Genomic DNA, 15,223 nt, shown 5'->3' with positions numbered 1-15,223 from the left:
TAGGACGGTTCGCATAATGTATATTATGTTAAATAATGTGTCAGGCCGTTCGCCCACCCTATAGCGAATGCCCTTTACGTAGACGAAAGATGGCTATGTAGTATCATTCGGCAAACTTCACTCACACCATCAAGGGATTGTTGAAATGATCTGGGTCATTCTGATTGCCGTCGTAGTCATCGCAGCTTGGTGGGCTCACGCCCAGGAAAAGGCAAAGACAGAAGCACGAGAGGCCTACCAGCGCTCACTGGCGAATCTCAAAGCCGACCCTCGCAACGCAGATTTACGCCAGCAGACCTTGGCACTAGGGCGCGCATATTCAAACCTTATGCGCGACAAGAAAGGCCAAACGGTCTTTGACGAAGTCGCGCTGATGAACGACATCAATGCCGCATGTGCTGGCGCCAGTGAGCGCTCCCTGGATGTCCATGTAGCAGCGCCGCTTGTGAACGACATCGAAGCGCGTCTACAAAAGCTGTTGTCTCTTAAGCAGCGCAATCTCATTGACGAGGACGAATACTGCAGTCGTCGTAGAGAGATCCTTGAGTCGATCTGAGTCAGGATTTGTTATTGCACTGTATTGAGGACGGGTGGCGATTGGATTTCAGAATCCTGGCCGCCTATCCCGTGCCGAATTGATTGTCTTAACGGGCCACGACCTAGCCGGTTCCTCTTTTGATACCGAAACCGTCCTCACCAACGCCGGCAAAATACTGTGTGCGTCACTCGTATTCATGTGCTTCGTTTCACTAGTTGTACCGACCATCGTCCACGTTCTTAATGTCTTGGCGCAGCCTACCCCGCAGCACCATCCGCCCCCCTCCTCCTCTTTACCCATTCATTTTAACTGGCTCAAAAAATCTTCAATATCCGGAATGTCCGCAAAGCCATCTTGAATATCCTCCAGCATGTTGCGGGTGGTGTCTTCGAGCTGATCAAAGGCAGACGTAAGCGGCAAGATATCGGCCACCAGGCCAGATATACAATTTTTCGCAAATGTAAGTTTGCTGATTAAAAAGCCGCCAATTATAAAATTATCATAATTGGCGTCGCCAAATTGAGCCATGGCACATACTTGCACACCAAACTCAGAGCCTCGGCATGCGTTTATCGCGTCCTGCCACTGGTGGCTCAGCACATCATATTTCGCTTGAACTTTTTCCAATGCCTCGCTTATATCACCGACATTGCCAGCCACCTTCGCGCGCAGGTCGTCAAGCTTCGCAACGACATCCTATGAGTTGATATTGGATGTTAGATTGCTAGCCATGATTATCACCTTTCTATATAAAAGGCGCCTGGCATTTGTGGCCGGGCGCCGTTTCATCAGTTATGCAGCCTGCTGAAGCCCCTTCGCCCAGTCGGTAATAAGCTGATCGACGGGTATGGCCTTGTTGATTGGCTGGTTGATGACCAAATCCGTAACATCACTTCCGATGGCCTGACTGTCTTTTATGATCTCGTCGACATCAGCCGACAACGCTTGCCTTACTTGTTCCATTTTATTTCGTGTTCCGATAATGCCATCTGCTCCGCTAAGGTCAGCAATCCTCAGGTTGATAGCATTTGTCAGAACTTTTGCCGGCGTTTGATAATCGGATGAATAATCCTTCGGCAAGTCCTCGGCAGCCGTTGCCATGTGTTTCACTTGATATAACACTTGTAAAAAACATGCCGCCGAGCTTGTTCTGTCCTCTATGCTTCTTGAAATTTTGTCGCAAGAATGCGTAACACCATACAAGTAATCAACTATGTTCCCGTAGGCCCCATTCAGGTCCAATGATTCATTCGCATACTGCTTGAATGAATCTTGCGCAGTCGCCAGCGCGGGTCCGAGTGGAAGGTCGTGTATGAATACATCAATCGATCCTTGTTCGGTTACCACGAGCGCTTGTTTGACGATCTTGGAGACTCTATCGCTCATACCGTTGAGCGATGTCATAAGGTTGTTTAATTCCCATAACTCGGTCGTCGACATAAAAATCACCGTTCACACGATGTGTGCCATTGCTGTATTTAAAACACACGAGACCTGAAGGCAGGCGACCTCAAACATGAGATCGCCCCCCGGCAAGCCAGCACCTGTCCGATGCCGTGTTTATTTGGGCCCTATGTCGGTGTATTGCGTCGTCACGCTGCCTGCGACGATTACCTTCACTGGCCCGCCGTCTTCGTCGAGACGCACTTGTAGAACGCCTGTTTTAGGATGGGGCGCAGGATCAGGATGATAGGCCGATGGGTTGTGATAGAGGCGGTCCCGGGTACCCTGGACCAGTTCGCCACGGATGGTCACCTTCGGCGGCTTGTTAGGCGGGATACCTGACCAGTCAGTGCCGAACACCAGCGTAAAGGTGAACTTGGTTGTCCAGTTGGCGGGGATTTCCTGACCGACCCAGGCGTATTTGAAGTTGTTGTCCTGAGTATTCGTGGCGTCATGGTGCAGGATATTGCCATTGAGCGGAGTGCCCGAGGCGATTGTATAAGAGGTGCCCTTGGGGATGTTTTCAAACACCACCGCCAAATCCACCGTTGCGCCCTCGTCGCCCTGGTTGTAACCGGCGTAACTGACCACCTGCGGCGCATCACCGCGCACCATCTGCACATTGCGTTGAGCAATGTTCGCGTTTTTCGAGAGAGTGTCCGCCAGGTCGGTAATGTTGGTCACCCCTGCCAGCGGGTTGCCGTGATCCGCGGTGATGGCGACGGCGATCATGCAATAGTGGTCCGACGTATCCGGCGGCACCCAGGTGAAGCAATCCGTCGAGGCGCCGATGGCGCCGGCCTTGATGGTGAACTTCGGGTTCTTGTCGTTGGAAGACGTCGCCAGTTGGTTCTTCTCCCACAAGTAGGGATACAACAGGATGTTGGGGGTGGCCCAATATAAACTCCAACTGCCTGCCAGATCCCCGGTGGTGAAGTTTTTACCCCGCACGTAGAGAAAGTTCGGCCAGCCGACATACAGGTGGTTGTCATAGGCGTTGTTGTAATTTGCCGCCAGCGTCAGCTCTTCGGGATGCTCCAGCGGCGTTTTGCCGGCGAGAATGATGTCGGGCGAGCCCGACGACGAGCTGCGCGGTACCGTACCGTCTTCAGCCAGCGTTGCGCGGACGACGATCCCGCTCCATGTTTCCTTAGCCATAATCTGTATTCCTTACAGAGTGTCAGTGGGACAAGTTGATCTGGAATTTCTGCAGCAATGTCTTCTTAACGGGACCGCCACTGCTGCCCTCGATACTCGAGAGGCTCAGGGTCACCACCGAGGTGGCTTTCAATTGATCCGGGTTGGTCACCCACAGACTCAATTGCAGGCTCGTTTCAAAGGCCGCCTGTTTCTTGCTCTGGGAGCCGACCAGGCCGGTACCGTTGATGGCCTGGCGAGAGATCCCCAGCGCGCTGTCGGGCGCCTCCACCGATAACTCGCTACCCGCCGGAATGTCGGTATACCGCACCTCCAGATCCAGTTCGGCGAGGCTGATGGTCTGTGCGTAGCGAGCTTCCACTACCAGGCTTGCCGGGTCGGTTGCCGGCTGGGTGTTGGTCGCCGTCAGCACGGTATAGGCCGTGCCATCGGAGGTCAGTTGGCGGGCGAGGACATAGCCTGTCGTCGCCGAAACGGCGCAAGCCGTTTTCACCAGTCCTGCGTTACCTGTTGCCGCTATTTGTAGACCGGAAAAGATCCCGGTCACTGCCAAGCTTGTGGCTTCAGCCATGTTCGTAACTCCTTTACTATGTGGTTGAGTGTCAGCTGGTGCGGTAGTTTTCTGCTTCGTACTTGCTGGACATGTAGTTCAGCAAGTCGACCCGCAGTTCGGCGAGTTCAAGGAATTCATCCGTTCCATAAACTGTTGCCGCCGAATAGAACGCGGCCCACCACGGGATAAGATCCTTAAGCAGGCCGGGGACGGCGCCGGGGCTACCCAGCACCGTGTCAATTGCCGTACCGATTTCCAGACGCGTCGGGTCAGGCTTGTTCAGTTGTTGGCCGATCACGTCGACCAGCCAGCGGTTGGAGGGCAGATTCGCCGGCGGGGTGATGTTGGGCGCATTGGTGTCGGCCTTGACCGGTTGGAACGCGGCCGGCACGCGGCTGACGTAGGTGGTGCGGTACATCACTCTCCAGGGTTCGCAAGGGTTGTTCATAGCCTCGCGCATGGCCGCGGCCGCCGCGGTCGTGGAGTTGTTCAGCCAGTTCGGGTCGATCACCTGGGCCAGTACCGTGAAATTCTCAGCCGCCGGCGACAACAGAAACGACATGTAGCGATAGGCGTCCACCTTGCCGGGGGCCGCGTTGGCGGCGTATCCGCTGAATTTCAGGCCGTCGGCCTCCTGGGTCAGGATCGGTGCGGGCAGGAAGTTGGTCGGCGTCACGCTGCAACTCAGGGCAAAACCGTTGGACAGCGCTTCAGACTTGGTTGCGGTCATGGTCCAGGTGTTGCCGAGCAAGGTGTCGGCCTCGATGTAATACCCCCCGAACGGCGTACCGATATCGGCCTTGAACTCAAGGCGGCGGCAAAGGTCAGGGTGCTGGTGCCGGTGTAGGTTTCGCTGTAGCTGTTGGCGAAGCTGTGTTCCTCCTTGTGCAGCCCCCCCGCCGCTGTCCAGACGTAATTGTTGTAGAGGCTGCGCAGGTTTTTCTGGTTGGCGAAATCATAGAACTGGTTGGACTTGAGCTTGTCCCGCAGGTTGTCCATCGCCGCCACCGTGCGGTATTTGTTGACGTCGAACTGGTCGTAGTAGGCCTTGAGCTGCTGCTCCTGTTTTTCGATCCTTCGCTTGGTGCCATAGGCGTCCAGCGGCTTGAAGTAACTGCCGCGCTCGTCGTTGGCTTCAGGGTAATCCGGGTCGTTGACCAGCCCGACCTTGCCGTCCAGCGTGCCGTTTTTCACGTAACGGGGGTTGATCGGAAAATCAATGATGTTGGTGTCCACCGGAATCGTCGCGTTTGGTGCCAGCACGTAGCCCACCGGGGTCTGCGTGCCTTTGAGGGCCTGCATGTACAGGTCTGCGGTGGACGACTTGACCAGCGCGATCCCCACGTTGTTCTGGATATAGCGGCGCCCTACCACCGGGTTGAGCAAGGCGTTGGCCGGCTCCCAGGTGCCTGAAGGGGTCATTGAGGTCGACAGACTGACGCTGCTGGAATGGTTCTGCGAAACCTCCAGCCCATCGCCCAGGTTGCCTGAAAGCACCATTTTCGCTCCGCCGGTAATGGTGGTTTCCAGAACCATGGTCCCGGCCTCCAACCCCAGGCCTGCCGACACATCGCTTTTGCTCTTCTGGTAGAGGCCGCCCTTGAGATTGAATTCGCCGTTGAAGGTCGAGGTTTTATTGCCGGTAAAGGTCCAGCTTTTTGATTCGCTTTCCTGGTAGGTGACCGAGCACGCAGAGGCATAGTCCGGGGCCGGACCGCCGCCGTCGCCGACCCAATAGGCCAGGGTCTGGTTCTCGCTGGGCAACGGTGGGCCGCCTTCGATAAAGCCGATGATGGTCGGTTTACTTTGCACTTGGCCAACATACAGGGTGTCCAGGTCACCGACCTTGTAGCCCACCTCCAGCTCCGTCACACCCTCGGCGTTGGGGTAGAAGTAACCGCGTTTCATCACGCTGAACACCTTGCCGTAGGCGTCCCTTTCGGCGCTGGCGTATTCGATGACCGAGGGCTGCCCGTCGATCCGCGCAACGAAGTAGGTAGGGAGGCCGCCCAGGGCATTGACCACGTATTGCGCTTCGTTCTGGATCGGTGCAGAGGAGCTCTTCCACAGTGGCGGGCTGGCTGTCGGCATCAAGGTACCGTTGTTGCCATAGCCGGTCATGTCATACACCGTCGGCCCGGAGCCGGCTTCGATCCGCCAATAGGCCGCGATGTGATCCTCACCACCGGTCAGCGCCTTGTTCATGCTTTCGCGGATCTGTTGCTCGGTCAGCCGCGTGGAAAACAACCGCACGTCATCGATTTGCCCACTGTAGGGGACCGTCAGGGCAGTGCCCGACAGTGCGCCGCCAAAGGTCAACTGACTGTCTTGATAGCCGCCCACGTCGGTTACCGTCAGGCGCAATGGCAAGCTGCTGCGGCCATTGACGATGATGTTGGCCTGGGCCACATCCTGCCAGATCGTCCACAGTTGGTTACTGGTCAACACCAGGGTGTTATTGCCGGTGAGGTCTTGGGCGGTGGTGCCCGTCATTTCATCGAAATCCCAACTGGCTACCAGCCCGTCGGTGGAGGCAGGCGTTTGGCGCAACGCCCAGGTGCGGGCAATGTAGTCGGTGTTGAGGGTGCGGTTCCACACCCGCACATGGGAGATCAATCCCTCATAGTTGAAGCTCAAGTCCGCATTGACCCCCACATAGTAGGACGAGGTCTGACTGCGTACGGTGGCGGGATGGTCCAGCGTGCTATCCACATTTTCGGTCGCCAGGGCGCCGTTGAGGTACAGCCCGGCACGCACGAAATACTTCTGTGCCACATAGTTCTGGCTACCGCTGTTATTGGCCACGGTGCCGGTGCTGAAATTAAGCGCGACGTAGGTGGTGGTGGCGGCACTGATGTTGAACTTCACCTCATGGGTGAAATTGACCGGTGGATCGTCGTACTTGTCCCCGTCCTTTTGCAATTGGACGGTCAGGCAGATTTGACCCAGGGTATTGATATACAGCGAATAACTGCCGGTTTTTTCCAACAGGGTCTGTTTGCGGTTGAGGGCCGATGGGAAGATCCAGGCCTCCAAGGCGAAGGTGCTCGATGGATTGAAGCCATCGCCGTCGGTGACCTTGCCATAATTGCTGGCGGTCAGTTTCAGGCCGTGCCCCTGACTCGACGCGAGTGCGACGTGGGTCCAGCCCTTGAGGATGCGGTTGGAGGCAAGCACCAGGTCATTACGCGCGGCATAAGGCACCTGGAACGCGCCATGACTGTCCCATGCCGTACTTGCCGGGTTGGTCACCGACGCGTCGTAGTCGCTTCCGGTCGCGGCGGAGTTGATAATCACTGTGCCGCTGCCTTCGGCCAGGTTCCAGCGGATCCCGAGCATCGAATCGGTGTCGGCAAAACCATAGCTGTAGCTGTTTTGCATCTGGCTGTCGGACAACGCTCGTTGCCAGAACGCCACCCCGTTGATACGCGCCGGCAAGCCGGCGTTGCTGTTGCTGCCCACCGTCAACGCCCCAAGGTCCCCCTGGAAGTTGTTGGCCGCCGTGGTTTTGACCGGCACGCCTGCGTTAACGGACAGTTTCAACGTCACCTGCCCCTGCCCCGCCTCCTCAACCACGGCGGTCAGGCAGACCCAGGCGTTGACCGGCAGTGGCTGAGCCGTCTGCACCTGCCCCGCCGTTTGCAGGAACGTCAACACCGCCCTGCCGGTGTCATCCACCGTCAGCGACACATATTCATCGCTGCCGCGTATTTGCGAGACGGTCAGCAGCGTGCCGCTCAAGTCGCTGTCAGCCATATAGACGTAGATCTGCAACGACAAGGCCGGCGGCTTGAAGTTGAAGGAGCGAGTAATAAACGTACTGTCGGTGGTGACCAGCGCCGGCCCTTGCCGCGCGCCGAGCATGTATTGCACCGGTAAATCCGGGTGTTGACGATTGCCCATGACGTTATAGGTCAAGGCCCGCGAAGACGGATTGATCCGGCTGTCATTCTGGTACAGCCAGCCCTCGACCGTGAGGTCCGACAATATCGCCAACTGATCCGAGGGCGAGAACGCCTTGTCGACGTTGAACGCCACGTAATTGGCTTTGCCCGGCTGATTAAAGTCAAGACTGAAGGTCGGTGGCAACGGCATCCAGCCGCCATTCACCCCTGGCGTCAGTACCGGCGCCACCCCGCCCTGGTGCACGGTGGTGTCGGTCAACCGCCCGACACCACGTCGGTGGGCGGCGAGTCAATCAGCGCGCCAAACAGCATCGAGCCGCGAATGGCATCGTCGCGCCCGTTGAAAGCCAGGCGCGCGCCCTGAATCACCGCCGCCGGCGTCAGCGCTTGAGTGGCCATGCCAGGAGCATCGTAGCTCTGGCCCTGGAACAATACGCGCAGCAGACCGGCATACGCGAATGCCCCCCCTTGCGGTGCGGGTGCCGAGGTGTCAACCACGTCCGCGCTCAAGCCGTTGCCGAGCGCAAAAATCAGGGTTGCCAGACCGCTCTGATAACCCGTGGGGTAGCTGTAGTCAGAGGCGTCGCCGTTAAGCACCCGGACAAACCCCGCCTGTTCGCGCGGCACATCCACCAGGCTCACCCCACACATCGCCACGTTGCATAACGTGGGTCGGCTGCCTGGCGCGACCGTGACGGTAAAGTCCTTTTGCTCATCGCGTACGAATACCAGCACATGGCTGACTTGCTCGTCGGAGCGCCCCAGGCTCATGGACAAACCGTAAGCACGGCTGCCCGCAGTGGTCACGGTACTGTAATCGTAATGCGTTGCCTTGCCGGCAAACACATCGAGCAAGGCGCGCGGTGCGGCGGGTACGGCAGGCCAGTGCTGGTTGAGACTGGCGGTGGCGGGCCAGCGCGGCGGCGCGGCGATTTTCACGTCGATGACCACAAACTCCCCGGTGCTACCGGCAGCCACTTGCACTGAACTTAGGGTCACTGGCAGTTGCGGCACCGAAGTCACCAAAAAGAAACTGCCGTTGCCTCCCGTCAAGGTCGGTACCAATACCGCCGGTGCGCTGGCGGCATAGTCGTAATAGGGTTTTGACTGGTTCAGTACATCCGGGTCATCGGGGTTATTGGCACCCGCGCCATTCCAGATCTGCGACAACAGGCCAACATCACGCGGTAATCCGCGCCAGGTTTCCGAACCCACACCCTGGGCCGCCTTCACGCTGATGTCGCAAAGCAGCGGCGACACGCTCGACGCAGCGACACTGATCTGCGCGCTGTTCATGTAAGTACCCACCCGGTGCGCGACAAAATTCAAGAAGCCGCTCTGGGTGTGTCCGGCGCTGCCAGCAAACGTGCGCCCACTGGTGTCCAGGCTTCGCAGCGCCAGCCACGGTACAGTGCAACGGACTTCGAGGGTTGCGCCAGGGCCAAGGCTTTCTGGCCACTGCTGTTCCATTGAGTGGTCCAGTCCACGGTGAACGTGGCACGCGCCGACTGGGTGGAAAACTGCGCCACTGTCAGCAGCCCGGCGTCGCCCTGATAATACAAATGCAGCAAGCCATCGGAGCCGTCGATCAAACAGGTCGCGGCGCCCGGACGGATAAACCCGGCGAGGCCTGCGTAGTACGTCAGGCCCATGGCGTCGATGTAAAACGCACCGCTCATGTCGCTGTTGACCGGCGAGGCGGAAGGCTCCAGGCGAGCGCCGAGCACCGTGACCGTCACCCCCGAGGCAGCCTGATTCTGTGTGGTGGGCGGGTTGACGCTATAGTTCACGCTGTTGCAATCGAGCAGCACCACGCGGGTGCCGGCCACCTGGATTTCCAGTGATTTAAGCGCTCCGACAAACCCGGCGGTGGCCGCCCCCACCAGCGCCAACGGCGTACCGCAGGGCTCGGCCGCCGTGGTGCTGGGCGTCAGCGGCACGCCGGAGCCATTCACCGTCAGGGTGAACGGGTTGTCGCCCTTGCCGCCGTACTGCAGATGCAGGTCGGTCCATACCGCGCTGAACAACACCTGGTGCAAGGTGCGGCAACTGACCCGGGCACTGCCATTGCCAAAGCCCACTTCAATTTTGTCGCCGTCGACAATCGATACATAGGGGGCGAGGTTCTTTTCATCCGCCTGAGCCGCTCCGGCCAGCACTTGCAGACCATCCCCCTTGATTCCCGGCGCGAGCATCAGGCGGACCTCGAACGGCCCGGTGATAGACAGTGGGTTGGCGCCGCTGGCGGGCGGCAACAGGCCCAGGCTGGATACACCGTCAAAACGTAGATCGAATTCGGCCGGGACAATGTCGGACGTCTCAATCATGCCCGCGAGATCGGCCATGTTGCCGGCGACTCCGATCGCCGAATCCAGGGTCGCGGTAGCCACGGCGTTGCCGTCGGCCACGGTGAGAGTCAGCATTGCCCGGGTCGCCCGGCGCACACCAATGCTCGATCCGTCGGGCTGTACCACTTTTTCGTGCTTGACGTAGGTCACGGCGCGTGGCGCCGAAGTGATCGCCAGGGCCGTGGTGGAACCGGCCTTGGCCACGCTGAACACGCTGTCCGGCAAGATCCGTAAGTCGCTGCCAATGGGTTTGCCCGTGACGTCGAACAGACCATTGTCGGTAGCCGGAAAGTTGAACAGCTTGACTGAGGTCCCGGCCACATCAAGAGCCAGAAATTGCCACGCGAAGCTTTCACTGCCTGCCACCGGCAACAGCAGCACATCGAAGTTGCCGCCCGCCACGCCGGTGATCATCGACAGCTCAAGGGACGGCTCCAGGAACGGCTGGGCATTGGGGTCGAGGAAGTCCTGTTTGTCAGACTTGTCCGCCGGCACGTCTTCCTTGTGACTGCGGGCAAAGCGCACTTCCCAGGCCGGTGTCAGCGCATAGGCCGTGGTCTTCTGGTCGGTGCCGGATTTGTTCTTGAGCAAACGAAAACGGTTCACGTACAAGGTGCCGCTGCGCGATTGCTGGATCACCGAAATGTACTTCTGGTCGGTCACCACCCGAAACGGCGCCGTCGACGGCACCAGGGTCGAGGCATCGCACGTTACGGTGATCAGGCTCATGCCCACTTGCCGCACCTGTTCGGTGAAGGTCACCTGGGTGAAACCCGACCAGTCGAGGTCATCGTCATTGACGTCGACATCCTGGCCGAGCACATCAAAATAAATCGCCTGCTTGCCGGCCAGTTCACGCCCGAACACCACCACCACACCCTGAAAATTCACCGACACGATCTGATTGAATTGCTGCACGAGAACGCTCCTTGTTGATGTTGAATGCCTACGGCAATGACTCGAAGAACACCGGTAAACCACTTCGACTGGACTGGAGAATGGCCTCGGCCAGTTGTACCGCTCGCAGGCCATCCCGAGCCTGGCAAACCGGTAATGCGCCATGACGGATGCAGTCATAAAGATGCTGATGTTCGTTGGGAAAGGCGTCGTCGTTGGTGCCCCAGTCGTTTTGCCAGGTCCAGCTCCGCACAGGTTGCTCCGGCCGGTCGTACTGATAGAGGCTCAACACCTTCTCGCCATGGGCGTTGGGGTATTGCAATACACCCTGCTGACCGATCACATCGAAGGTCGGACGGATACCGGCACGCCCCACACACAGGGGGTCCCATCCCATGCCGGTGGCGGCCCAGGACTCGGACCACAACGCTTGGTCACCGCTGGCAAAGTCGATCACCGCCACCAGCGTGTCATGGGCGGTGGCAGGTCCGAACTTGAGCTTGCGGGTCGAGGCATAGACTTTCTGCGCGGGGCCAAACATCCAGGTCACGAAATCCAGCCAATGGGTGTGTTCAAACACCACCCCGCCGCCCAGTTGCGCATCGTGGATCGCCGGGCTGTCAGAGCCCTTGCACACGGCCCAGATATCCCGAAACACGACGGGGCGGCCTAACACACCGCTTTGCACAACGCTGCGCAGGTTGCCGGCGTCAGCGGAAAACCGCATTGGATAACCGAGCAGGAACACGCGCTCGCTGTCTTCGGCGATTTGCACAATGTCCCGGCATTGCCGAGAGTCCTTGGCCAAGGGTTTTTCACAGAACACATGCTTGTCGGCCCGCAACGCGGCAATGGCGACCTCGGCATGATTGAACGGCGGCGTCAGCACCCAGACGCATTCGATGGCGGGATCGTCCAACACGCGCTGGTAGTCTTCGGTCCAGCGTGCCACTTGCCATTTACGGGCCAGTTGCTCGGCCTTGCCCGGAACGTTGTCGCACAGCCAGCACACTTGGAACAGGTCGCGTAACTTGGCCAATTCTTCAAGGTGCCAATCACACACCGTGCCGCATCCGATCAAGGCTATTTTAATCGCGCTCATGACGCACTCCGAAGGCTGTTGGGCAGTGTCTGGCAGGTCCCCAGCCACTGTTGGAACATGAGGATCGACCACAGCCGTTCCTCCCTGAAGTTTTCCCCGTGATACAGCAAGCGGTTCCATTCCCGACGTACCTGCGCCGCATCGAAAAAACCGTCGTTGGACAAGCGTTCGGGCGCGAGCAAGTCTTCGGCCCACCCCCGCAGCGGTCCGCGCAACAGTGGGCTCAGCCAGATGCTGAAGCCCAGTTTCGGACGGTCCAGCAAGGCGGGCGGAATGTGCCGGTAAGCCACTTGGCGCAGCAGCCATTTGGAGGTTTTCTTGCGGTATTTGAGACGCTGCGCCAAGCCGCCGGCATAGCCCAGCACGTGCACATCGAGAAACGGCATCGCCACCTGTAAACCTTGTGCGGCGCAGGCGGCGGTGGTTTTGTGCACCACCGGCGCCAACAGAATTTCGCCCTGGACCTGCACCAGTTGGTCCAGCAACACCGACAAGCGTGGCGCGTGATCCAGCCCTGGCCAGGGAATGTCCACAGGTTCCGCACCCAGCACCAGGCGTGCCGGGTCCAGTATCCGGGCGCCGAGAGTTTGCTCGACCTGGCCCAAACCGTTGGCGGCCAATACGCCGCAGACATCCTCCACCGCATCGCGACCCATATCGTCAATGCTCAAACGCTGCGCCAACCAGGCGGCCACGGCGCGGCCCAGACGCGGGCAACACCGATCAAGGCGTGGCAGCCCTTGAACCAGCACCCGCTTGAGCTGCGGTCCGAGCGCCTGCGCTCGCAGAAAGCCCCGGTACATGTCCAGCCGTTGGGCGTATTCGCCCAACACGCAGTCGGCACCGTCACCGGCAAACACCTGTGTCACCCGCTCCCGCGCCGCACGCGCCAGCAACATCGAAGGCAATTGCGAGGAGTCAGCCAGAGGTTCGCCATAGGTACCGGGAATGTCCTGCACCACCGTCGCCAGTGCCTGGTCATCCAGATAGATTTCGTGGTGTCGGCTGCCCAGGTGCCGGGCGATTGCTTTGGCGGCCGGGGCTTCGTTGCAGTGCATGCCATGAAAGCCCACGGTAAAGGTGTCGATCGCCTGGCCACAGGTTTTCTGTAGCAACGCCGCTCCCAGGGTCGAATCAAAGCCGCTGGACATGAACGCCCCGACCGAACCGCCCGCAAGGCGCGCCTCGATGGCGTCCAACAGCAGCCTTTCGAAGGCGACGACGGCGCCCTGCTCATTGCTTATCCTGGCCCGGGGCCTCGGCTGGCAAGCAAACAACGATGGCGCATAAGGCTGCTGCCTGGCGGGGGCATGGGGGGCGAGGGCCGATAGCGATACCCAGTGGCCGGGTAGCAGTTTCCTGACCTCGCGATACAGCGAATGCGGCGCTGGCACGAAGCCATACCGCACGAACAGCGCCAGGGCCTGACGGTCAATCTCCAGGTGCCCATGCAGCGGACGAAAAGCCGCGAAGTCGGAACTGAACACCCAGCGACCGTCGATGCGCCCGTAAAACAGTGTGAATTCCGTCGTGCGGTCACACGCCAGGGTCAAGGTCTGCCGCTCGGCATTCCAGTGGGCCAGCGCGAACTTGCCGCTGATCCGGCTCAGGGTCGGCCCACGCCCCACGTCAAACAGGCCCGGGTCAACACGTCGGTATCGCTCATGGGCTGCGCGGCCATCCCGAGCAGGTCGAGCAATTGCGTGCGGTTGAACAGCTGCCCGCACCACAGGGTGTGGTTGTATTCGCGCGAAGGCAGGCGTTCAAAAGCAATGCCCACTGCCCGGCACATGGGGGCCAGCAGCCCAGACATATCCCCTGCCCCATCGTCGAATCCGCCACAGATGATCGACGGCGAGAGACGCGTCGTTGTGGCCAATGCCGGACCGTTCATTCAGACCTCCCTGGCGAGGAACTGTGCACGGGCGCCAGGCAAGGGTGCAGGGGCCTGGTACACCTTGAGCAATTCCACAATGCGCTCGCCCACCGCGTGGCCATACAGGCGCTGTGGCCGGCTCAAGCCGGGCCAGATACTGGCCGGTGACTGGGCCAGAATCCGGCTCAGGTGCCGATGCACAAAGTCCGCCGACAGGGGCGGCAGTAATAAATTGGTCTGGGCGTCGAGCACGGTTTCCGGGCGATCGGTGCTCAATCGGCAAGTCAGGCAAGGCACTCCCAGTACATTGGCCTCCTCTTGCAGGCCACCGCTGTCGGTGTACAACGCCAGGCAGTGAACGGAGGTCAGAAAGTGGATCACATCCGTGTAGTGGGGCCACATCGCTTGCACCACCACGCCTTGCTGGCACGCTTCATCAAGCAACCCACCCAGGTCATGCTGGACCAGGGCGCCGTTCAGCGCGTTGGTCTGGATCAGCACCACCTGCACACCGTCGCCGGCGAGCCGGGCCAGCCCCAGCAACACCGCACGCAAGGCGGTGGGTGTCATGTTCTCGCGCCGGTGCAAATCCACCCGCAGCCAACGCCCCGTCTCCAGGACCGGGTAGAGCTGGAAAATCCGGCTATGGGCCGCCTGAGGCAAGGCCAGTCGCACCGCATCGCTGCTCAGGGAGCCGACGTGACGAATCTTGCGGGTATCGTAATCTTCGGCGCGCAACTGCTCGACATTACGCAACACCGGAGCCAGCAGCAGGTCGGACACAACGCTGGCCAGCGCGGTATTCACACCCTCCGGGAACGGTTCGTCACGAAAGCGTTGCCAGGGCACCTTGCGTTGCTCGCACAGGTCCTGAAGGGCCTGCCAGCCGCCCGGGCAGTCAGGCCCGTAACTGCGCAAACCCGCCTCGACATGCACTGCGCGCACGCCATGGGCGATGTACCAGAACTGGGAAAACATCGCCGCGGTGGCCGTGTCACCCGACACCAGCGGCACCACTGGCTGGCGAATGCCGGCGCCTTGCAAACGTTCGTCGAGTTGTTCGACGCACAACGCCAGCTGTGCCGTGCGTTTGAGCAGCGAACCCCGGATACCGAGCACCGCGGTCAGCAGATGCTCATAACCCAACTCGTGCTTGGCCTGGGTCAGCTCAGGGTCATAATGCTGGCCGCTGTCGATCAGCAGGAAAGGCACATTCCCAGCCTCGAGCGCCAGGGCCAGACTGGCCAGTTTGATGTAACACGGCTTGGTCGCAAGGATTAGCAGATACAGCGGCCGCTGTTCGCGATTGGCGTGTTCGACGGCGGCGCCAAGGCGCGACTCATCCAGCCAGGCGATGGGACCCTTCAATTCGGTAGCAAGTGCAGACATAGCGATGTTCCTTA

Annotated in this window: 13 protein-coding genes; 1 reads left to right on the top strand and 12 read right to left on the bottom strand. The window is 59.6% G+C overall.

Translation table 11 applies throughout. The features are described from left to right. Window positions 1-145 precede the first annotated feature (145 nt). Window positions 146-556, top strand: coding sequence for a hypothetical protein (locus tag JWR98_RS23195; protein WP_078733230.1), 411 nt, complete (start codon window positions 146-148; stop codon window positions 554-556). Between the two features lie 282 nt (window positions 557-838). On the opposite strand, the gene JWR98_RS23190 is transcribed toward JWR98_RS23195, so the two are convergent. The 12 genes from JWR98_RS23190 to JWR98_RS23135 form a co-directional block, all read right to left on the bottom strand. Further along, window positions 839-1,198, bottom strand: coding sequence for a hypothetical protein (locus JWR98_RS23190; RefSeq protein WP_205491307.1), 360 nt, complete (start codon window positions 1,196-1,198; stop codon window positions 839-841). Window positions 1,199-1,330: 132 nt separating this feature from the next. Beyond that, window positions 1,331-1,978 carry a hypothetical protein gene (locus JWR98_RS23185; RefSeq protein ID WP_078733232.1) on the bottom strand — a complete coding sequence of 216 codons (648 nt, stop codon included), beginning with the start codon at window positions 1,976-1,978 and terminating at the stop codon, window positions 1,331-1,333. Window positions 1,979-2,098: 120 nt separating this feature from the next. Then, window positions 2,099-3,139, bottom strand: a complete 1,041-nt coding sequence (locus tag JWR98_RS23180; RefSeq protein ID WP_205491306.1) for a hypothetical protein — start codon at window positions 3,137-3,139, stop codon at window positions 2,099-2,101. 22 nt (window positions 3,140-3,161) lie between these two features. Then, window positions 3,162-3,710, bottom strand: coding sequence for a hypothetical protein (locus tag JWR98_RS23175; RefSeq protein ID WP_078733234.1), 549 nt, complete (start codon window positions 3,708-3,710; stop codon window positions 3,162-3,164). Window positions 3,711-3,741: 31 nt separating this feature from the next. Then, a complete protein-coding gene (locus JWR98_RS23170; RefSeq protein WP_205491305.1) occupies window positions 3,742-4,443 on the bottom strand; it encodes a hypothetical protein in 702 nt (233 codons plus the stop codon). Then, window positions 4,419-7,856 (bottom strand): LamG-like jellyroll fold domain-containing protein, encoded by a 3,438-nt coding sequence (locus tag JWR98_RS23165; protein ID WP_205491304.1) that lies wholly within the window; start codon window positions 7,854-7,856, stop codon window positions 4,419-4,421. The genes JWR98_RS23170 and JWR98_RS23165 overlap by 25 nt, the downstream gene beginning before the upstream one ends. Continuing rightward, window positions 7,853-8,893: a hypothetical protein gene (locus JWR98_RS23160; RefSeq protein WP_205491303.1), complete on the bottom strand. Its 1,041-nt coding sequence runs from the start codon at window positions 8,891-8,893 to the stop codon at window positions 7,853-7,855. Before JWR98_RS23160 ends, JWR98_RS23165 begins: the two co-directional genes overlap by 4 nt. Window positions 8,894-8,922: 29 nt before the next feature. Continuing rightward, window positions 8,923-10,863, bottom strand: a complete 1,941-nt coding sequence (locus JWR98_RS23155) for a hypothetical protein (protein ID WP_205491301.1) — start codon at window positions 10,861-10,863, stop codon at window positions 8,923-8,925. A 28-nt stretch (window positions 10,864-10,891) separates the two neighbouring features. Beyond that, entirely contained in the window at window positions 10,892-11,944 is a 1,053-nt protein-coding gene (locus tag JWR98_RS23150; RefSeq protein ID WP_205491300.1) for a Gfo/Idh/MocA family protein, read from the bottom strand. Further along, entirely contained in the window at window positions 11,941-13,572 is a 1,632-nt protein-coding gene (locus JWR98_RS23145) for an asparagine synthase-related protein (RefSeq protein WP_205491299.1), read from the bottom strand. The genes JWR98_RS23150 and JWR98_RS23145 overlap by 4 nt, the downstream gene beginning before the upstream one ends. After that, window positions 13,551-13,757, bottom strand: a complete 207-nt coding sequence (locus tag JWR98_RS23140; protein WP_205491298.1) for a hypothetical protein — start codon at window positions 13,755-13,757, stop codon at window positions 13,551-13,553. The genes JWR98_RS23145 and JWR98_RS23140 overlap by 22 nt, the downstream gene beginning before the upstream one ends. Before the next feature lie 81 nt (window positions 13,758-13,838). Further along, window positions 13,839-15,209, bottom strand: a complete 1,371-nt coding sequence (locus tag JWR98_RS23135; RefSeq protein WP_205491297.1) for a UDP-N-acetylglucosamine 2-epimerase — start codon at window positions 15,207-15,209, stop codon at window positions 13,839-13,841. Between the last annotated feature and the right edge of the window lie 14 nt (window positions 15,210-15,223).

The sequence above is a fragment of the Pseudomonas lactucae genome, from assembly GCF_016937615.1.
Taxonomy (GTDB): domain Bacteria; phylum Pseudomonadota; class Gammaproteobacteria; order Pseudomonadales; family Pseudomonadaceae; genus Aquipseudomonas; species Aquipseudomonas lactucae.
Note: the sequence above shows the minus strand (reverse complement) of the source record. Positions and strands in the feature narration are given on the sequence as shown.